Origin of the sequence: Nitrincola alkalilacustris (assembly GCF_008973755.1) — a bacterium.
Taxonomy (GTDB): domain Bacteria; phylum Pseudomonadota; class Gammaproteobacteria; order Pseudomonadales; family Balneatricaceae; genus Nitrincola; species Nitrincola alkalilacustris.
The window spans coordinates 46623-65757 of record NZ_WBOM01000004.1 but is presented as its reverse complement, the minus strand read 5'-3'; the positions used below and the strand labels follow the sequence as shown (position 1 = coordinate 65757).

The window sequence follows — 19135 nt, the reverse complement described above, 5'->3', positions numbered from 1 at the left end:
CCAGGTGCGTTTTCTACGCATTGCTCCGCGTCAGCCTCGGGCGCGCAAAGGGATGAATCTCTGCTAGGCTTAATTCATGCAGATTCTTGCAGAGAATAGCCAATAGTGCCAGGAGAAGCGTGTCGCAGGCCCGGTCATGAAATATTGGATACTGATCTTCACAGCCTTATTGCTTGGGTGGTTGGGGACGGCGAGTCAGATGTCGGCTGACACTGACCCCAATCTTCACGAGCCGGGGCAGCCGCATGTTGCGCGCTTGAGCGTGCAGGGGGCGATCGGGCCTGCCGTCACGGATTATCTGTTGCGGGCGATGCAGAAAGCACAGGAGCAGGGTGCCAGAGCGGTGGTGATTCAGATGGATACCCCGGGCGGCCTGGATGCTGCCACGCGCGATATCATCAAGGCTATTCTGGCTTCTCCACTGCCTGTCATGACGTATGTTTATCCCTCGGGTGGCCGTGCGGCAAGCGCTGGCACCTATATTCTCTATGCCAGTCATATAGCCGCTATGGCACCTGCAACCACGCTGGGCGCGGCAACACCGATTCAGATAGGCGGTGGTCAGGCTCCTGGTCAACCACCTGGGCAACCTTCGCCAAGCACGCCGTCTGATCCTGATGCTTCCGGTGAACGTGACCAATCCTCCACACCACAACCTGCTACCGCAATGGAGCGCAAGATCATTAATGACGCTGTTGCCTTCATTCGTGGTCTGGCGGATCGTCATGATCGCAATGCCGATTGGGCAGAGGCGGCGGTCCGGGAGGCGGTAAGCCTGACGGCTGCGGAGGCGCTGGAGCAGCAGGTGGTGGATATAGTGGCGATTGATCTGGCAGATCTGCTGCAACAGGCGGATGGGAGAGAGGTGCAGATGGAGCGCGATCGGTTAGTGCTGGTGCTGAGTGATCTGCCAGTGGTGGCTTATGATCCGGACTGGCGTAATGAGATTCTGGCCTTCATCACCAACCCCCAGTTTGCCTATATCCTGCTGCTGATGGGCATCTATGGGCTGATACTGGAGGGTTACAACCCGGGTGCGATGGTGCCGGGTGTTGTGGGGGTCATCAGCTTGTTGCTGGCGCTCTATGCGCTGCAATTGTTGCCTGTGAACTATGCCGGGCTGGCGTTGATTGTGGTGGGTTCCTTGCTGATTGTGGCGGAGGCGATGCTGCCGAGCTTCGGTATTCTGGGCATGGGGGGAGTCGTGGCGCTGGTGTTCGGGTCGGTGATGCTGTTCGACACGGATGTGCCGGGGTTGACGGTGCCCACTGAACTGATCGCCGCCATAGGTGTGGTCAGTGCATTGCTGATGCTGGGTGTGGTGCTGGCGATCAGCAAGAGCCTGCGTATTGCCAGTACCGCCATTGAGCAGGCTATGGTTGGGCGCATCGCGCGGGTTACAGATATTGCGGGTGAGAAGGTGGAAGTGAAGGTGGATGGTGAACTCTGGGCAGCAACATCGCACGAACCCTTACAGCCAGGGCAACTGGTGCAGATTGTTGCTCAGAATGGACTGCGTCTTGAGGTGAAGTCGGCGCTTGCCCCGGATAGCTCAGATCTGGATAGCTCGGATCTGGATAGTTCAGACCTGAATAGTTCAGACCTGGAAAGATAGAGGAGAGTGAATAATGGTCACTTACACGATTGTGGCAGTACTGGTCCTGTTGTTTTTGATGCTGATCATCTATGCGATCAGAATCCTGAGAGAGTACGAGCGAGCGGTGGTATTTATTCTGGGGCGGTTTCAATCCGTCAAGGGGCCGGGTCTGATCTTCATTATCCCCTTCATACAGACGATGGAGCGGGTGGATCTGCGTACCGTCGTCATGGATGTGCCGACACAGGATGTGATCAGTCGGGATAACGTCTCCGTCAAGGTGAATGCGGTGGTCTATTTCCGGGTTATGGATCCGCAGCGGGCGATCATCAATGTCGAGCACTATTACGATGCCGTCAGCCAGCTGGCCCAGACCACCTTGCGCTCGGTGCTGGGTAAGCATGAACTGGATGAGATGCTGTCGGAGCGTGACAAGCTGAATCTGGATATCCAGAAAATTCTGGATGAGCAGAGTGATGCCTGGGGTGTGAAGGTGTCTACTGTCGAGATCAAGCATATCGATCTTGATGAAAGCATGATCCGGGCTATTGCGCGCCAGGCAGAAGCCGAGCGTCAGCGGCGCGCCAAGGTGATTCATGCCGAGGGTGAGTTTCAGGCATCTCAGCGCCTGACAGATGCAGCCGCGGTACTGTCGCAGAACAGCAACGCGATGACACTGCGCTATATGCAGACGCTGATCGATATTGCCGGCGAGAAGAACTCAACCATCGTTTTTCCCTTGCCGGTGGATCTGGTCAGTGCTGTGATGAAGCATATTAATGAGTCGAGCAACAAGGCATAGCGGTTTACCTTTCGTATCCGGCTCGCTTTAGCGATAATAGTGCGCTTATTTTCATGTAGTGCCGTTGTGCGCCCTGTTATCGCTGTCTGAGCGATAGATAATTTCCGGAGTTCTGGTTAAATGAGAGTTCACTGGCAACGCCTGCGCGTTCGGCTGGAGCAATTGCGGGCCAACAAGCTGTTCGAAACCTTTATTATTTTCGTCATCATCTTTTCCGCCTTGCTGGTTGGTGCCAAAACCTATGAGGAGAGCAGCCGCTTCGAGCAGGTGATGGGCTGGCTGGATATCACGGTCACGCTATTTTTCCTGTTTGAGCTGCTGGTGCGAATGGCGGCGGAAAAGCGTTTCCGTGATTTCTTCCGCAATGGCTGGAATCTGTTCGATACCCTGATAGTCGCAGCCAGCCTGATGCCGGTGGATGATTCGGAGATGGTGCTGATTGCACGGTTGCTCAGGGTGTTCCGCGTGCTGCGTCTGGTGTCGATGATCCCGGAGCTGCGCATGCTGCTGACCGCGTTGATGAAGTCGATACCGCGCATGGGCTATGTCGCGCTGCTGATGTTCATCATCTTCTATATCTATGCGGCGGTCGGCAGCTTTCTGTTTCATGATGTGGATGAAAAACTCTGGGGCAATATAGCGCTGGCGATGCTCACGCTGTTTCAGGTGGCCACCTTCGAAAGCTGGGCCACTGCCGTGCTGTATCCGACCATGGAGCACTATGGCTACAGCTGGATCTACTTTCTGACCTTTATATTTCTGAACGCCTTTATCTTCCTGAATATGATGATTGGCATAGTGCTGGATGTGATGCAAAAGGAGAGCACTCAGATGCAGCTCGAAAGCGGTGAGGGTGAGGCAGCCGAAATTCACTGGATGCGTGAACATATGCAGATGATGAGTGATCAGTTGCAACGTATTGAGCAGCAGCTTGCAGAGCAGGGTAATCGGACAGATTTGACACCCCGTTCGGTGGAGTCGGATAAGGGGGATTTGTAAGTCTGGTTATATCAATATGTTGCATGTTGATTAAACTGTCATAATGCGCGACACTCTGGCCTTTATTTTTCGAAAAGTGATCGCCTGTGTCTGAGTTGTTTCTTGATTATCCGGCTGGTCGTTCAGACGGCCCACCTGCTACAGGGCAGCCATGAGCAGCTTGGCCATTCCTCTGCTGGCAGTTGCCATGATGCTTCTGGCAATACTCATTTTATTGAGGGTGAGGGTGACAAGGCCGCTCAGGCAGTTGGCGTCAGAAGCTCAGGATATGCTCTCGACAGAGGTTCGAGAGCTGAGTGTCGGTAGTAGTCACGGATCAAACGAGATAGGCAGTCTGGTGCACTCCTTTAATGCGCTGGTTGACCGTCTGGCTTCTAACGAAGCCCGCTATCGCGAAATCCTCGATAATGTCAGTGTTATCGCCTGGGAAGCAGATCCTGAGCTTAACTTTACCTATGTGTCCACTTATGCCGAACGCCTGCTCGGTTATCCTATTGAGGACTGGTATCGCCAGGGCTTCTGGGAGAAACACGTGCATCCGGAGGACAGGCAAAAGGCCGTAGGGTATTGCCTGGCTTCTACTCAGCAAGGCCTGGACCACGAGTTTGAATACAGAATGCGCACGGCAGATGGCAGGATTATCTGGGTACGCGATATAGTCAGTCTGGTTTATCACGAGAGTGAGCTGGTGGGGCTGCGAGGGATACTCGTGGACATCAGTGAGCGTAAGCAGGCTGAACTGCAACTGCAGAATCAGTTGAACTTTGAGGAGATGCTCGCCAATATCTCGCGTGATTTCGTTATCAGTGCACCGGGAGAGCTGGACAAAACAATTGACAGTATGTTGCGCCGTGCCGGTGAGTTTTTTGATGTGGAGCGTGCTTACCTGTTCCAGCTCTGTAATGGTAATACACAGGTTTCAAACACACATGAGTGGTGTGCGGCTGGAGTCAGGCCAGAGATGGACCAACTGCAGAACCTGCCGGTTGAGGTGATGCCCTGGTGGTCCAACTGGATGAAAACCGGAAAGTGTCTGTTTATTCCAGATGTAGATCTGATGCCACCTGAGGCAGAGGTGGAGCAAGCCCTGCTCAGGAGTCAGGGAGTCAAGAGCCTGCTGGCGATTCCGGTACTGTCGGGTGACCGGGTGATCGGCTTTTTCGGGTTTGACTCGGTGAGTGATTACCGGTGCTGGACTGATAAGGAGATCAGTCTGATGTATGTGATGGGCAGCACTCTCTCTGCCGCATTGGTTCAGCATCAGGTGCAGGCCAGTCTGCGGCATGAAGCCGCAATCCTGAACAGTCTCCTTAACTCCATACCCGACATAGTTTCCTTTAAAAGCGTTGATGGAGAGTATCTGGGGTGTAATTCGGAGTTTGCCCGTTTCGTTGGGTGCTCAAAGGAGGAGGTGATTGGCAAGCGGGTTGATGCACTTTTTGATCCTGATACGGCTGATCTTTTCAACAGTCATGATCGACTGGTGCTGGAGCATTTGGAGCCACAACGTAATGAGCACTGGATGACCTATCCGAGTGGAGAACGGGTCTTGTTCGATACTCTGAAAGCCCCGATGCGAGGCAGCGATGGTGAGGTTATCGGGTTGCTGGGGGTGAGCCGCAACATCACTGAGCGGCGTGAGTCCGAGGAGCAGATTCGTAACCTGGCTTTCTTTGACACACTTACTCATCTGCCGAATCGGCGGCTGTTACTCGATCGACTGCAGCATGCGATGCATAACAGTGCACGGCATCGTAATCATGGCTGTCTGCTGTTCATCGACCTGGATAATTTCAAGAACCTCAATGACACGCTGGGGCATGATGTGGGGGACCGGCTGCTGGTTTCGGTGGCGCAAAGGCTGAATCTGACGATCCGGGATATCGATACAGTGGCCCGGTTGGGTGGTGATGAGTTTATCATCCTGCTTGAGGGGCTGAGCTCTGATGAGTCAAGAGCGGTGACAGAGTCAGAGCATGTGGCGGAAAAGGTTCTGTCGGTGCTGAATGAGCCCTATCTGTTGGGCCAGAACCTGTATCACAGTACACCGAGCCTTGGGGTCACGTTGTTCAGCGGTACCAGTCTGAGTGTGGATGAGTTGCTCAAACGAGCGGATATGGCGATGTATCGGGCCAAGGCAAGTGGTCGTAATATGATCCGCTTTTTTGACCCGTCGATGCAGGCCGCAGTGGAAGAGCGCGCAGCGCTCGAAAGTGACCTGCGCTATGCATTGGAGCATGAGCAGTTTGAGCTTTATTTCCAACCACAGGTTGATGAGTGCGGGCAGGTAATAGGTGCTGAGGCATTGTTACGCTGGCTGCACCACGCAAGGGGCATGGTGTCACCCGCTCAGTTTATCCCACTGGCCGAGGATACGGGGTTGATCCTGCCTATCGGTCATTGGGTATTGAAAACCGCCTGTGAGCGCTTGCGAGCCTGGGAGGTTGGGCCTGCCTTGGAGCAGATCACGCTGGCTGTGAACATCAGTGCTCGCCAGTTTCGTCATGCTGGATTTGTAGATGACATAGCTGGAGTGCTTGCCAGCACAGGTGTGAACCCTGCGCGCCTTAAACTCGAAATCACCGAAAGCATGATGCTGGATGATATCGAAGGCACGATTGAGCGCTTGTCCCGCCTCAAGGCGCTGGGAGTGTCACTCTCGATCGATGATTTCGGTACTGGTTACTCGTCGTTGTCCTATCTTAAGCGTTTACCCCTGGATCAGCTCAAGATTGATCAATCCTTCGTACGCGATCTGACAGATGATCCTAACGATGCAGTGATCGTGCAGGCGATCATTGCCATGGCGCAACGCCTGGGGTTGGACATCATCGCCGAGGGAGTCGAAACCGAGGCTCAACGCCAATTCCTTCTGGAGCATGGTTGCAGCCATTTCCAGGGCTATCTCTTCAGTCGTCCCTTACCCTCCGCAGATTTTGAGCACTTTCTTAATATTAATCAAAAGCTTGTCTGATATCAGGCGGCTGTCCCCTCTTTTCTGAGTGCGTCTGCACAAAAATTAAGTGTGATTTAAGAAGGTTTACGCCTTGCCCATGTAGTATTTAATTAAATATTATTAAATTTACAGCATTAATGAGCATATATTAGGCTGTATGCAGATAAATTAAGTAAATCCACTTATATAAATAGAAAAATGGTGGCACAACCTATGAATCGTAAACCTTTTGCAAAACACCGTCTTTCCGGGCAGATAGGATTGGTGGTTTTGAGCGCGGTACTGGCAGCACCTGTGCTCGCGGCAGACACATCTTTTGGTATTGACGCCAACATCGAGTTGGATACCGATGCCGTCAAGAGTTCCTCCAGCAGCACTAAATACAGCCAGGGTGGCCGTGTGGAAGTGAATGTCCATGGTGAGCACCGCATGGGTGAGCACTTCGTCAAGGCCAGAGGAACGGGGTTGCTGAAGAAAGGCGGCGATACCGGAACTGATGATATGTGGATCATGTTTGGCAGCAATGCCTGGGATCTGCAGGCAGGGCGCTTTGAGGCGCTGAACCTTTTCCCACTGGGCAAAGATACACTGATTGCACATGCCGGTGGTGGTCAGGCATCTGTTTATGAGGCGAACCTGGTACGTGGGCGTGTCAGTGATGGAGGGCAGTTCGCTTTCCATCTCAATCCATCGGACAATCTGAGCTTCGAGCTGGCAACGGCCTATGGACAAGGTGATAAAACACGTGCATTTACCGGTATTCGTCCTTCTGTGACCTTCCGTGCTGATGCGTTCAGCCTGAGCGCAGGCTATGAGCATCAGAAGTTTGATGAGTCGGGTGGCGCCAAGGTGGATAAGAATGGTGTGGGTGTTACGGCGGGCTTCAATGCCGGCGATGCTGTCATCAATCTGAGTGTTGCACACCTGCGTGACAGCAGTGCATCAGATAAGATCAAGGTCAACAGCTATGGTGCAAACGTGACTTATGGTCCCTTCGGTGCAGGTCTGATTCATTCCAAAACCAGCCTGCCAGGCGCGTCTGATCCTGATGTGACGACTGCGTATGCCGCTTACACGGTTCCTCTGTTCGATATTGATCGTGCAAGTGTCACCTTTGCGGGCTCGACCTCACGTGCAAGCAATGTAGCGGCAGACAAGACAGTCAACGCACTGCGCATGCGCTTCAACTACGCGTTCTGATTGGGTCCCCCTTCAACCCTGTCAGAACGAAAGGGGAGGGTGAACTACCCTCCTTTTTTGCAGCGCACAAATAATTAAGTGGCAATTAAGATATTTCATGCATTGAACGACGAACTGACTCTGATAGCATTCGCTTAATAACTTAAACGTTTAAGTTGCTATTTTGAATCAGCACACGATAAAAAAAATAAAAGGTACGATTGAATGAAAACCTCACATCTGTACAAGTCGGCATTCATCGCCGGTTCCGCATGGCTGCTGGCAGGCGCCGTACATGCAACCTCCATTACCATCTCTTGTGGCGCTGTCGGTGCCGAACTGCAACTGTGTGAAGAGGGCGTCGCCGCCTGGCGCGCCAAGACCGGCAACCATGTCGAGCTGGTATCAACGCCGAACTCCTCTACAGAACGCCTCTCGCTCTATCAGCAGCTCCTTTCGGCAGGTACTCAGGATATCGATGTGCTGCAGATAGATGTCGTCTGGCCGGGTATGCTGGCGCAGCATCTGCTGGATCTCAGCCCCTATACCAATGGCGCAGAAAACGATCATTTCGAGTCTCTGGTAACCAACAATACGGTTGATGGCAAGCTGGTGGCAATGCCCTGGTTCACTGATGCCGGTGTGCTCTACTATCGCAAGGATCTGCTTGAAAAATATCAGCAGCCAGTGCCGCAAACCTGGGAACAATTGACTGAAGTCGCCGAGCATGTTCAGGCGCAGGAGCGCAGTGCCGGTAATAACCAGATGTGGGGTTTTGTATGGCAGGGTCGTGCCTACGAGGGACTGACCTGTGATGCGCTGGAGTGGATCTACAGCTATAACGGCGGCACCATTGTTGATCAGGAAGGTAATATCACCATCAACAATCCGCAGGCGATCTCGGCACTGGAGATGGCCAGCAGCTGGATCAATAACATATCACCTCCGGGTGTACTGAATTACGCTGAAGAGGAAGCGCGTGGCGTGTTCCAGTCAGGAAACGCTGTATTCATGCGTAACTGGCCCTATGCCTGGACTCTGGCACAGAGTGAAGACAGCCCGATTCGTGGCCAGGTCGGTGTGGTTGCCCTGCCAAAAGGTGGTGAGGATGGTCGCCATGCCGGAACCTTGGGCGGTTGGCAGCTGGCAGTATCACGCTATTCAAAGAACCCTGAAGCAGCTGCCGATCTGGTTAACTTCCTGACCAGCTATGAAGAGCAGAAGCGCCGTGCCATCAAGGGTTCCTATAACCCGACGATAGCGGCCCTTTATGAAGATGAAGAAGTTTTGGCTGAAGTGCCTTTCTTCGGCGAGCTGTATGAAACCTTCCTCAATGGTGTTCCGCGTCCATCATCCTCCACAGGTAACAACTATGGCCGTGTCAGCAATGCCACCTTTAACGCAGTTCACAGCGTGTTGTCGGGCGGGCAATCCGCCCAGGAAGCGGTTGAGGATCTGGAACGTCAGCTTATACGCATGAGTCGTCGCGGCTGGTAAGTCGCACCTCTGTCACTGGCGGTGGTAGCCGCCGGTGGCAGATTTGATCCGAATCTGGCTGGAGTTTTCATCTATGTCCAACACCATCACTCAATCCCTGGCAGAGCCTGTTTTGCGACCGCGTGCCACCCGGCTTCGCCTGGTACGTCAGCGCACTCGCACTGCCTGGTTTTTCCTGTTACCCATGCTGGTTGTGCTGGCGGCCGTCGCCGGATGGCCTTTGCTGCGTACCATCTGGTTCAGCTTTACCGACGCCAATCTGGGTAACCTGACTGATTACAGTTTTATCGGCATTGAAAACTACCTGCTGTATGAAGATGGAATGTGGTATGGCGTGTTGGCAGATCGGCTGTGGTGGCGCGCCGTCTGGAATACGCTGTTTTTTACAGTGGTATCCGTGTCTGCGGAAACTTTTCTGGGCATCATTGTCGCGCTTACTTTGAATGCCAAATTCCGGGGGCGGGCGCTGGTGCGTGCTGCGATCCTGATCCCCTGGGCAATTCCAACGATTGTTTCGGCCCGCATGTGGGGCTGGATGCTGCATGATCAGTTCGGCATCCTCAATGATATATTCATGACTCTTGGATTTATCAGCGAACCACTGGCCTGGACGGCTGATCCCAGCCTGTCGATGTGGGCGGTGATCATGGTGGATGTCTGGAAAACCACACCCTTCATGACGTTGCTGACGCTCGCTGCATTGCAGATGTTGCCCTCTGACTGTTATGAGGCGGCCAAGGTGGATGGTATTCATCCGGTCAGAGTCTTCTTCAAGGTTACCCTGCCACTGATAGCACCGGCCCTGATGGTGGCGGTGATCTTCCGGGTGCTGGATGCACTGCGGGTATTCGATCTGATCTTTGTGCTGACCTCCAATAGCAGCGATACCATGTCGATGTCGGTCTATGCGCGTCAGCAACTGGTTGAGTTTCAGGATGTCGGCTATGGTTCTGCCGCCTCAACGCTGCTGTTCCTGGTGATTGCACTGTGCACTATCGCCTATCTCTATCTTGGCCGTAAGCGGATGGGAGGCTACTGATGACTATTCAATCCCTGCATATGCAACCGTCAACCCGCAAGCTGATCAAGCACCTGTTGCTGCGCACAGCCTTCTGGCTGCTGATTCTGGCGATCATGCTGTTTTCGGTCTTTCCTTTTTATTACGCGATCCTGACCTCCTTCAAGAGCAGTGCTCAGTTGTTCAGTATCGATTATCTGATCACCAGTCTGAACTTCAGTAACTATCAGACGGTGTTGTCGCAGACCTCCTTTGTGAAAAGTCTGTGGAACTCACTGCTGGTGTCGACTCTGACGGTGGCGATCTCATTGCTGTTCGGCCTGACCGCCGCCTATGCGTTGGGACGTGTTGAGTTTCGTGGCCGTGGCACGGTGCTGCTGATCGTGTTGGCGGTATCGATGTTCCCCCAGGTGGCGGTGTTGTCCGGGTTGTTTGAGGTGATCCGTGCGCTGAACCTGTACAACAATCCACTGGGGCTGGTGTTCTCTTACACCATCTTTACGCTGCCCTTTACCGTCTGGGTGCTGACCACCTTCATGCGTCAGTTGCCGAAAGAGCTGGAAGAGGCCGCCATAGTCGATGGTGCCTCACCGGTGGTGACGCTGTTCAAGGTGTTCATGCCGCTGCTCTGGCCTGCCATGGTCACGACCGGTCTGCTGGCATTCATCGCTGCGTGGAACGAGTTTCTGTTTGCGCTCACCTTCACACTGACTGATGACCAGCGCACGGTGCCGGTGGCGATTGCGCTGATCAGTGGTGGCTCAGCCTATGAACTGCCCTGGGGCATCATAATGGCGGCATCGGTGATCGTGACAGTACCGCTGGTGGTTCTGGTTCTTATTTTTCAACGTCGTATTGTCTCCGGTCTGACAGCCGGGGCGGTCAAAGGGTAATTCGAGGAGTATGTCCCCCATGTCTGCTGTGATGGAAAAAACTGCGATGCAAAACAATGATTGGTGGAAGGGCGGCGTGATCTATCAGATCTATCCTCGCAGCTTTATGGACAGTAACGGTGATGGTATCGGTGATCTGCCGGGTATTACTGAGAAGCTGGACTATGTGGCGTCGCTTGGCGTGGATGGTATCTGGTTGTCACCTTTTTTCACCTCACCGATGAAGGACTTCGGCTACGACGTATCCGATTATCGCGATGTCGATCCGCTGTTCGGGACGCTGGATGATTTTCGTGCGTTGGTAGCCAAAGCACATGATCTTGGCCTTCGCGTCACTATCGATCAGGTGTTGAGCCATACTGCTGAAGAGCATCCCTGGTTCCGTGAAAGCCGTCAGAGTCGGGATAATGCCAAGGCTGACTGGTATGTCTGGGCTGATCCGAAGCCCGATGGCACACCGCCGAACAACTGGCTGTCTATCTTCGGTGGTAGCGCCTGGACTTTCGACAGCCGTCGTCAGCAGTATTATCTGCACAACTTCCTGACCAGCCAGCCGGATCTGAACTTCCATAATCCGGATGTACGTCAGGCGCAGTTGGATAACATGCGCTTCTGGCTGGATCTCGGCGTGGATGGCTTCCGTCTGGATACCGTGAACTTCTACTTTCACAACGCCGCACTGACCGACAATCCACCGGTCCCTCAGGGCGGTGCAAAGACACTCGGCGCGCCGGCAACCAACCCTTACACCTGGCAGCAGCATGTGCATGATCTCAGCCAGCCTGAGAACCTGCTGTTTCTGCAGGATCTGCGCCGTCTGCTGGATGAGTATCCCGGTGCGACCAGCGTGGGTGAGATAGGCGATGATCATCCGCTGGAGCGGATGGCGGAATATACCTCCGGTAACGACAAGCTGCATATGGCTTATACCTTCGACCTGCTCAACACGCCACGCTCACCGGCCTATATCCGGGAAGTGATTGAGCGCTTCCGCCGTATCGCCGGTGATGCCTGGCCCTGCTGGGCGCTGTCGAACCATGATGTGGTGCGCAGTGCCACGCGCTGGGGTGCTGAAAAAGGTGTCGAAGAGGGCCCGGATTATCCGAAAGTGATCCTGGCGATGCAGATGGCGTTGCGTGGCAGTGTCTGCCTTTATCAGGGGGAAGAGCTTGGGTTGCCCGAGGCGGAAGTACCCTTTGAGCGTATTCAGGACCCCTATGGCATCCCATTCTGGCCTGAGTTCAAGGGGCGTGATGGCTGTCGTACACCGATGGTGTGGCAGCAGGCGCCTCAGGGTGGCTTCTCCGAGGTTGAGCCCTGGTTGCCGGTGGACGAGCGCCACCTGCCACTGTCGGTGGCACAGCAGGAGGCGGATAAGGGTTCGATGCTGCAGGCGATGCGCCGGTTTATCTGCTGGCGACGTGAGCAACCTGCCCTGCTGAAAGGGGATCTGGAGCTGCTGCAGGATACCGGCGACATGCTGTGCTGGATTCGCAGGACACCAGAACAGACGCTGCTGGTAGCGATCAACCTGACATCCGTTGAGTTGACTCAGCCCTATAACGGACCGGTAAAACTGCTTGATGGGCATGGATTCAACGGCACCTTGATCAATGAGCAGATTGTTTTGCCGCCTTATCAGGCACTGTTTGCAGAAATTTAATGAAAGCTCCGGGTGCCCCGCACCCGGTTGGAGAGCACGATGGCAAGCGTCACACTGACAAAAATAAATAAAGCCTACGGCCCTGTTCACATCTTGCGTGATATAGATCTGACGATTGAGAATGGTGAGTTTGTTGTCTTTGTCGGCCCCTCAGGCTGCGGCAAATCAACGCTGTTGCGTTTGATTGCAGGTCTTGAGGAGATCTCTGCCGGTGATCTGCATATCGGTGGTGATCTGGTCAATCATCTGTCGCCCAAGGAGCGTGGCGTCGGGATGGTGTTTCAGTCCTACGCCCTCTATCCGCATATGACGGTCTATGAAAACATCGCCTTTGGCCTCAAGCTGGCGAAGGAGAAACAGCAGACGGTGCACGAGCGGGTGTCTAAAACCGCTGAGGTGTTGCAGCTTGAGGCACTGCTGGAGCGCAAGCCCAAGGAGATGTCCGGAGGTCAGCGTCAGCGTGTGGCGATAGGTCGCGCCATGGCGCGTGAACCCCGGATCATGCTGTTTGATGAGCCACTGTCCAACCTGGATGCTTCGCTGCGCGTGCAGATGCGTACCGAGATCGCCAAGCTGCATCAGCGTCTGCAATCGACCATGATCTATGTCACCCATGATCAGGTGGAGGCGATGACTCTGGCTGACAAGATCGTGGTACTGAATGCCGGTCGAGTCGAGCAGGTCGGGTCACCCTATGAGCTGTACGAGAATCCGGCATCGATATTTGTCGCGGGCTTTATCGGTTCGCCCAAGATGAACTTTATTCAGGGCACACTGGTTGTGCCGGGAAGCAATCAATCGCAGGTCAGTATTGCTGGAGCAGGGGATGTTATCTCTGCCGTTAACAGCTCAAGGCTGCAAAAAGGGGCCAAGGTGACACTTGGCGTCCGTCCTGAACATCTGGCATTGCGTCCGGCAACAGCACAGGATGATGGGCTGGAGGTGATCAATGTCGAATATCTCGGCAATGAGTCCTTTGTCTATCTGCAGCATCCCTGTGCAGAAGAGTTGCTGGTGGCCAGAGCCCCTGCCTATACCTCGATCAGAGTCGGTGATCTGGTGCTGCTGGATATCAGCCCGGAACTCACGTATCTGTTTGATGACGAGTGCCTGGCAATGCCACGCACCAGTCTGCAGGAGCGCAGCAGAGAGGTCGGCAATGGGTGATGATAGCCGTGTCGTGGAGGAGTCGCGCCGTCTGACAATCAAGGATATCGCACAGAAGCTCAATGTCTCGACGGCAACGATCTCCAATGCCTTCAACCGTCCGGATCAGCTTTCAGAGCAACTGCGCAAGCGTATACTTGAGGACTGTCGCCAGTTGGGTTATGACGGTCCGAATGCGGCGGCGCGCAGTCTGCGTACCGGTCGCAGCGGTATCATTGGCGTCATGTTGACCGACAGTCTTGCTTACAGTATGAGCGATCCCGTTGCCAGTCAGTTTCTGGCCGGTGTCGGTGAGGTGCTGGATAAGCAGCATTGCAATATGCTGTTGCTGCAGGTCAAGGATGAGGACAGCAGTTACAAGAGTCGCCAGATGGAGTCGATGGTGGATGGCTTCATCATCTATGGCATCATGCGCAGTGGGCGCCAGTTTGAACGCCTGATGCAGCAGCAGAAGCGCACAGTGACGGTCGACTTCGATATGGATCAGTTCACCTCGGTCAATATCGAGAACTACTCTGGAGCCAGAGCCTCGGCCGAGCATGCCCTGAAGCATGGCCATCGTCAGGTGGCGATACTGGGTCTGCGTCTGATATCGGATTATCAGGTGGCACTGGTAAGCCACCGGCAACTGTTGAATTCGCGCCACTCCATCACCGTGCGCCGACTGGATGGTTATCTGGATGCCTTGAGCCAGGCAGGGCTTGATCCCGAGCAGGTGCCTATCTGGAATATTCCTGAAAACTCACACCGCATCGCCTATCAGGTGGCCAGTGAAATACTCATGGGGCCGAATCGTCCGACTCTGCTGCTGTGCATGAGTGATCGTGTGGCGCTGGCTGCCTTGCAGGTAGCGCTGCAGTTGAAGATAAAAGTGCCTGAAGAGCTGCATATTGTTGGCTTTGACGGCATACCGGAAGGCAGTAATCTGCACCCGTCATTGACCACGGTGCACCAGCAGAGTGAGCTGAAAGGGCAATTGGCTGCGAAGATTTTTCTGGGTCAGGAGGCAGACAGGGATGTGGTGCTGCCGACAAGGCTTGTTGTAAGAGAGAGCTGCCCGGCGGTTGGCTGTAAGGATTGAAGCGGCTGTTGGGTTATGCCTGTACAGTGCTGAGGTTGACCCCCGCAGAAGATGCGGGGATCTTTTGCATTCATTGTGCTATATCAGTTCACTGACAGTTCACTTCATTCGTATATCATTCTTGACCGCGACAACGCCATCGACAGCGCGAGCGATCTGAGTGGCACGATTGATATGTGCCTGAGTGCTGACAAATCCACTCAGTTGAACAGTGCCTTTGTAGGTTTCAACATTGATCTCCATGACCTTGAGTTCCGGATCGTTCAATATTTCGGCTTTGACTTTTGTTGTGATCACTGTGTCATCAATATACTCACCGGTACTTGACTGGTTGGAGGTTGAGCCGCAAGCGGCCAGTGATACTATCAGCAGCATTAGAATGAATGCTGACACGATTTTGAAACTTTTCATTTTGTGTATTCCTTGTTGATTGTTGAACATCTAAATCCGTCCCAATAAAAGCAATACCACCAATATAACGACTATCGCTCCGACTAGACCACTGGGCCCATATCCCCAGCTTCTGCTGTGATTCCATCCAGGTATGACACCAATCAGAATCAAGATCAGTAAGACAATTAAAATAGTACCTAAAGACATGTGAGCTCTCCTGGCGGTCATGATTTGATGCATGTTGCTTCTGTGTGACTGCCAATGAAGTAACAATGCGCCTTTTCAAATGCCGGTACTGTGCGCTATCGAACATTACTCTTGAAAATCTTTTATCGGTAAGTGTGCCAACGCACAGAGAGGTTGTTTTACTGGGGCCATAGTGAATCACGGTCTGAAGCAATATCGCCTCCCACCGAATGTACGCAGGGGTTTAAATATGAAAACGCCAGAAAATCAGAATCAGCAAGGTCAGCAAGGTCAGCAAGGTCAGCAAGGTCAGCAAGGTCAGCAGGGCCAGCAGGGCCAGCAGGGCCAGCAGAAACAGCAGGGTCAGCAGGGCCAGCAGAAACAGCAGGGTCAGCCTGCTGGGTCTGGTTCGGGAGCCAACCCTGCAGAAGGCAACCAGAAGGATGGCAAACAGGGAAATGGCAAGACTGCCCCTGCCAAGCAGCCAGATCCATCACCCTCTAACCCTGTAAAACCAGAGGCTTCTCCTCAGCAGCAGACGAAGCGCCCATCATGACCCTTCCAGTGAAGGGCGAGTTGAAGGGCAAATGGCAGCAGAGCGTTGGGTCTGTAAAAATTGCCTGGGGCAAACTAACTGATGACGAGATACTTCAGTCTGAAGGACAATCGGATAAGTTGGCCGGTCTGGTGCAGGAACGCTATGCGATCTCACGTGATCAGGCGGAAAAAGAGGTGAAGGAATTCCTCGATAAAAACGGGCTTTCCTAAGCGCTTAAACCGGTAATTGAATCCTGAACAGAGTTCCCTTACCGACTCGGCTGGTGGCTTTGATCTTTCCGTGATGAGCCACCACCGTGTTATAGACAATGCTCAGCCCCAGACCAGTACCCTGGCCAACGTCGCGAGTGGTGAAGAAGGGGTCGAAGATCTTTTGCAGATACGCTTTGTCTATTCCACAGCCGGTATCAAATATATTGATTCTTATCCAGCCATTGCCCAGGTCACGGGTACTGACTCTGACCTTGCCATTATTATTCTGCGTTGCCATGGCTGCATTGATCAGAAGATTGATGAAGGTTTGCAACAGTTCACTTTTCATGCAACTGATCTGTGGTAAAGGACTGAGTGAGGTGGTCAGCAGACTGCTGTCCTTGAACTGAGGCGACACCACTTCGACTGCTGATCGCAGCAGTGTATTGATATCATGCTTCTCCATGATCTGTTGATCATGACTGGTGAAGCTCTCAAGCGTGGATACGATATTTTTTACACGGTCAACGCCCTGATGGCTCTCCTCGAGCAGGTCCTTGATATCACTGAGCATGAAATCCAGTTCATTGTCCTTCATTTGCTGCTGAAGCTCTTCGGTATTCTGGCGCAGTGCCGGTGAAATCTGTTGTGCCAGTATTTGGTTGACCAGTCGTTCTCCCTGCTCCAGCATGCTGTCTATCTCTATCATATACTTGCCAAGAGTTGACAAGTTACTGGAGATAAATCCGATCGGGTTGTTGATCTCATGTGCTACTCCCGCGGCAAGCTGTCCAATGGAAGCCATCTTGTCACTGTAGAGCATGCGCGACTGGGTTTTTTTAAGCTGAAGCAATGCACGTTTCAGGGTTTCCTGGTTTTTGACCAGTTCGGCGGTACGCTCTGCCACCCGTGCTTCGAGGTTCTGCCTGGCGTCTTTTAATGCCAGTTGACTTTCTTCCAGTGAGTGTATCTGGCGGTAGGTGCGAAGTGCGGAGGTGATGCTTGTTATCAGGCGATTACGAGTGAGGTCTGCCTTGGCGGCATAGTCATTGATATCATACTGATCGACCACTTTCATTTCAGGCGCCTTGCCTGGCTGACCGGTACGCAGAATGATACGGGTGGTTTTGTCCTGCAGCTCATCACGGATCCGGCTAACGAGGCGCAGCCCAGCGTCTTCGGTCTCCATTACTACATCCAGCAGAATGCAGGCAAAGCTTCGCTGCTGCAGCAACTCAAATGCTTCGGCGGCAGAGTAGGCGCTGGTGAATGCCACGCGATGCCCCAGGAGTATCACATCCTTGAGGACGATCCTGGTCACCTCATGCACGTCTGGTTCATCATCAACCAATAGTATCTGCCAGGGTTCGGCATCAGTTGAGGATGAAGTATGTAGTGTTTCCTTTTGCAGGTCAGGCTCGTCTGCAAACGTGATCAGGTCAGTGTCTGGTGCCAGCTCGGTGGCCATAGGACAGAGATCCTTACTAGAATTGTTATGATTTTATAACCTCAGTGTAGCAATTAGAGCAGGATAGAACAAAATATTGAATCAATGGTGTGACAGAAAGGAAAGGGCGGGCTGAAGGCTGGGAGAGTTGCCGACAACCCGCAAAAAGGGGTATTTTCTGAGCTTAAGTGACTGAGTGTGGTTTACTGGCCCTTGATTTCATTACGACCACGATAGATGGCCTGATCTCCCAGCGCCTCCTCAATTCGCAGCAGGCGGTTGTACTTGGCGACACGATCCGAACGGCACAGAGAGCCGGTTTTGATCTGGCCAGCACAGGTACCCACGGCAAGATCAGCGATGGTCGTGTCTTCGGTTTCACCCGAGCGGTGCGAGATGACAGCGGTGTAGCCTGCTTCGCGTGCCATCTTGATCGCATCCAGGGTTTCGCTGAGGGTCCCGATCTGGTTGAACTTGATCAGAATGGAGTTACCTACACCTCTGCTGATCCCTTCCTTGAGAATTTTGCTGTTGGTGACGAACAAGTCATCCCCGACCAGCTGTACTTTCTGGCCCAGTTTCCGGGTCAGATATTCCCAGCCATCCCAATCGGACTCGTCCAGACCGTCTTCGACTGACAGAATCGGATAACGCTCACACAACTCTGCCAGATAATCACTGAAGCCGTTGGAGGAGAACTGCTTGCCCTCACCGGACAGATCGTATTGACCATCGCGGTAGAACTCGGATGCCGCACAATCCAGTGCCAGCGTGACATCCTTGCCGAGCTGATAACCGGCATTGGCAACCGCCTGCTCTATCACGACCAGGGCTTCTTCATTGGAGCCCAGATTCGGTGCAAAGCCACCTTCATCACCTACGGCCGTACTCAGGCCGCGTGCCTTCAATACCGCTTTAAGCGCGTGGAAGATCTCGGTGCCACAGCGCAGTCCTTCGCGGAATGAGGTGAAGCCGACCGGCTGGACCATGAACTCCTGAATATCGACATTGTTATCGGCATGCTCACCGCCATTGAGGATATTCATCATCGGCAACGGCATAGAGTACTGACCAGGAGTGCCATTCAGATCGGCAATATGGGCATAGAGTGGAACTCCTTTCTCGGCAGCTGCGGCTTTGGCGGCTGCCAGTGATACTGCCAGGATCGCATTTGCACCCAGATTGGTTTTATTCTCGGTACCATCCAGATCCAGCATCCGGTTATCCAGAGAAAACTGATCCTTTGCATCCATGCCAATCAGAGCGGTGCGAATCGGGCCATTCACGGCAGCAACGGCTTTCAGAACACCTTTACCGAGGTAACGTGCTGAGTCACCATCGCGTAGCTCGAGGGCTTCACGAGAGCCGGTAGACGCACCTGATGGCGCGCAGGCTGTACCAATAGCGCCAGATTCCAGAATAACGTCGGCTTCTACGGTCGGGTTGCCTCGTGAGTCGAGCACTTCACGTGCTCTGATATCGCGGATCATCGGATTTTCTCCTGTTA

17 protein-coding genes are annotated in these 19135 nt (G+C 53.4%); 13 read left to right on the top strand and 4 right to left on the bottom strand.

Annotated features, from left to right (window positions below):
• Positions 1-199: 199 nt before the first annotated feature.
• The 11 genes from F7R27_RS08235 (at position 200) to F7R27_RS08185 (ending at position 14852) form a co-directional block, all read left to right on the top strand.
• Positions 200-1615 (top strand): NfeD family protein, encoded by a 1416-nt coding sequence (locus F7R27_RS08235; protein ID WP_206060457.1) that lies wholly within the window; start codon positions 200-202, stop codon positions 1613-1615.
• A gap of 13 nt (positions 1616-1628) precedes the next feature.
• The gene (locus tag F7R27_RS08230) at positions 1629-2399 is read left to right on the top strand and encodes a slipin family protein (protein WP_151703773.1); all 771 of its coding nucleotides are present in this window, start codon (positions 1629-1631) and stop codon (positions 2397-2399) included.
• 120 nt (positions 2400-2519) lie between these two features.
• Positions 2520-3398, top strand: coding sequence for an ion transporter (locus F7R27_RS08225; RefSeq protein ID WP_151703772.1), 879 nt, complete (start codon positions 2520-2522; stop codon positions 3396-3398).
• 151 nt (positions 3399-3549) lie between these two features.
• The gene (locus F7R27_RS08220) at positions 3550-6372 is read left to right on the top strand and encodes an EAL domain-containing protein (RefSeq protein ID WP_151703771.1); all 2823 of its coding nucleotides are present in this window, start codon (positions 3550-3552) and stop codon (positions 6370-6372) included.
• A gap of 195 nt (positions 6373-6567) precedes the next feature.
• Complete coding sequence (locus F7R27_RS08215) at positions 6568-7554, top strand: carbohydrate porin (RefSeq protein WP_151703770.1); 987 nt, start codon at positions 6568-6570, stop codon at positions 7552-7554.
• A gap of 204 nt (positions 7555-7758) precedes the next feature.
• Positions 7759-9030 (top strand): ABC transporter substrate-binding protein, encoded by a 1272-nt coding sequence (locus F7R27_RS08210; RefSeq protein ID WP_151703769.1) that lies wholly within the window; start codon positions 7759-7761, stop codon positions 9028-9030.
• A 73-nt stretch (positions 9031-9103) separates the two neighbouring features.
• Positions 9104-10069 carry a carbohydrate ABC transporter permease gene (locus tag F7R27_RS08205; protein WP_151703768.1) on the top strand — a complete coding sequence of 322 codons (966 nt, stop codon included), beginning with the start codon at positions 9104-9106 and terminating at the stop codon, positions 10067-10069.
• A 20-nt stretch (positions 10070-10089) separates the two neighbouring features.
• A complete protein-coding gene (locus F7R27_RS08200) occupies positions 10090-10941 on the top strand; it encodes a carbohydrate ABC transporter permease (RefSeq protein WP_151704134.1) in 852 nt (283 codons plus the stop codon).
• Positions 10942-10987: 46 nt separating this feature from the next.
• Positions 10988-12604, top strand: a complete 1617-nt coding sequence (locus F7R27_RS08195) for an alpha-glucosidase (protein WP_151703767.1) — start codon at positions 10988-10990, stop codon at positions 12602-12604.
• A 39-nt stretch (positions 12605-12643) separates the two neighbouring features.
• Positions 12644-13771, top strand: coding sequence for an ABC transporter ATP-binding protein (locus F7R27_RS08190; protein ID WP_151703766.1), 1128 nt, complete (start codon positions 12644-12646; stop codon positions 13769-13771).
• A complete protein-coding gene (locus F7R27_RS08185; RefSeq protein WP_151703765.1) occupies positions 13764-14852 on the top strand; it encodes a LacI family DNA-binding transcriptional regulator in 1089 nt (362 codons plus the stop codon). Before F7R27_RS08190 ends, F7R27_RS08185 begins: the two co-directional genes overlap by 8 nt.
• Positions 14853-14951: 99 nt before the next feature.
• Here F7R27_RS08185 and F7R27_RS08180 read toward each other — a convergent pair whose 3' ends face one another.
• Both F7R27_RS08180 and F7R27_RS08175 read right to left on the bottom strand, forming a co-directional pair.
• Positions 14952-15263 carry a BON domain-containing protein gene (locus F7R27_RS08180; RefSeq protein WP_151703764.1) on the bottom strand — a complete coding sequence of 104 codons (312 nt, stop codon included), beginning with the start codon at positions 15261-15263 and terminating at the stop codon, positions 14952-14954.
• Positions 15264-15293: 30 nt separating this feature from the next.
• Positions 15294-15452, bottom strand: a complete 159-nt coding sequence (locus F7R27_RS08175; RefSeq protein ID WP_151703763.1) for a DUF3309 family protein — start codon at positions 15450-15452, stop codon at positions 15294-15296.
• A 229-nt stretch (positions 15453-15681) separates the two neighbouring features.
• Here F7R27_RS08175 and F7R27_RS18705 point away from each other — a divergent pair, with 229 nt between their 5' ends.
• Together F7R27_RS18705 and F7R27_RS08165 are read left to right on the top strand one after the other, a co-directional pair.
• Entirely contained in the window at positions 15682-15987 is a 306-nt protein-coding gene (locus F7R27_RS18705; protein WP_206060456.1) for a hypothetical protein, read from the top strand.
• Complete coding sequence (locus F7R27_RS08165) at positions 15984-16199, top strand: CsbD family protein (RefSeq protein ID WP_151703762.1); 216 nt, start codon at positions 15984-15986, stop codon at positions 16197-16199. Before F7R27_RS18705 ends, F7R27_RS08165 begins: the two co-directional genes overlap by 4 nt.
• Positions 16200-16203: 4 nt before the next feature.
• Here the strand turns inward: F7R27_RS08165 and F7R27_RS08160 are convergent, their stop codons facing one another.
• Positions 16204-17649, bottom strand: coding sequence for an ATP-binding protein (locus F7R27_RS08160; RefSeq protein ID WP_151703761.1), 1446 nt, complete (start codon positions 17647-17649; stop codon positions 16204-16206).
• 182 nt (positions 17650-17831) lie between these two features.
• Positions 17832-19118 (bottom strand): phosphopyruvate hydratase, encoded by a 1287-nt coding sequence (gene eno, locus F7R27_RS08155; protein WP_151703760.1) that lies wholly within the window; start codon positions 19116-19118, stop codon positions 17832-17834.
• Between the last annotated feature and the right edge of the window lie 17 nt (positions 19119-19135).

Excerpts from the sequence above, each read along its gene's own strand:
- F7R27_RS08235 (WP_206060457.1), top strand. The coding sequence starts at position 200 with ATGTCGGCTGACACTGACCCCAATCTTCACGAGCCGGGGCAGCCGCAT.
- F7R27_RS08230 (WP_151703773.1), top strand. The coding sequence starts at position 1,629 with ATGGTCACTTACACGATTGTGGCAGTACTGGTCCTGTTGTTTTTGATG.
- F7R27_RS08225 (WP_151703772.1), top strand. The coding sequence starts at position 2,520 with ATGAGAGTTCACTGGCAACGCCTGCGCGTTCGGCTGGAGCAATTGCGG.
- F7R27_RS08220 (WP_151703771.1), top strand. The coding sequence starts at position 3,550 with ATGAGCAGCTTGGCCATTCCTCTGCTGGCAGTTGCCATGATGCTTCTG.
- F7R27_RS08215 (WP_151703770.1), top strand. The coding sequence starts at position 6,568 with ATGAATCGTAAACCTTTTGCAAAACACCGTCTTTCCGGGCAGATAGGA.
- F7R27_RS08210 (WP_151703769.1), top strand. The coding sequence starts at position 7,759 with ATGAAAACCTCACATCTGTACAAGTCGGCATTCATCGCCGGTTCCGCA.
- F7R27_RS08205 (WP_151703768.1), top strand. The coding sequence starts at position 9,104 with ATGTCCAACACCATCACTCAATCCCTGGCAGAGCCTGTTTTGCGACCG.
- F7R27_RS08200 (WP_151704134.1), top strand. The coding sequence starts at position 10,090 with ATGCAACCGTCAACCCGCAAGCTGATCAAGCACCTGTTGCTGCGCACA.
- F7R27_RS08195 (WP_151703767.1), top strand. The coding sequence starts at position 10,988 with ATGCAAAACAATGATTGGTGGAAGGGCGGCGTGATCTATCAGATCTAT.
- F7R27_RS08190 (WP_151703766.1), top strand. The coding sequence starts at position 12,644 with ATGGCAAGCGTCACACTGACAAAAATAAATAAAGCCTACGGCCCTGTT.
- F7R27_RS08185 (WP_151703765.1), top strand. The coding sequence starts at position 13,764 with ATGGGTGATGATAGCCGTGTCGTGGAGGAGTCGCGCCGTCTGACAATC.
- F7R27_RS08180 (WP_151703764.1), bottom strand. The coding sequence starts at position 15,263 with ATGAAAAGTTTCAAAATCGTGTCAGCATTCATTCTAATGCTGCTGATA.
- F7R27_RS08175 (WP_151703763.1), bottom strand. The coding sequence starts at position 15,452 with ATGTCTTTAGGTACTATTTTAATTGTCTTACTGATCTTGATTCTGATT.
- F7R27_RS18705 (WP_206060456.1), top strand. The coding sequence starts at position 15,682 with ATGAAAACGCCAGAAAATCAGAATCAGCAAGGTCAGCAAGGTCAGCAA.
- F7R27_RS08165 (WP_151703762.1), top strand. The coding sequence starts at position 15,984 with ATGACCCTTCCAGTGAAGGGCGAGTTGAAGGGCAAATGGCAGCAGAGC.
- F7R27_RS08160 (WP_151703761.1), bottom strand. The coding sequence starts at position 17,649 with ATGGCCACCGAGCTGGCACCAGACACTGACCTGATCACGTTTGCAGAC.
- eno (WP_151703760.1), bottom strand. The coding sequence starts at position 19,118 with ATGATCCGCGATATCAGAGCACGTGAAGTGCTCGACTCACGAGGCAAC.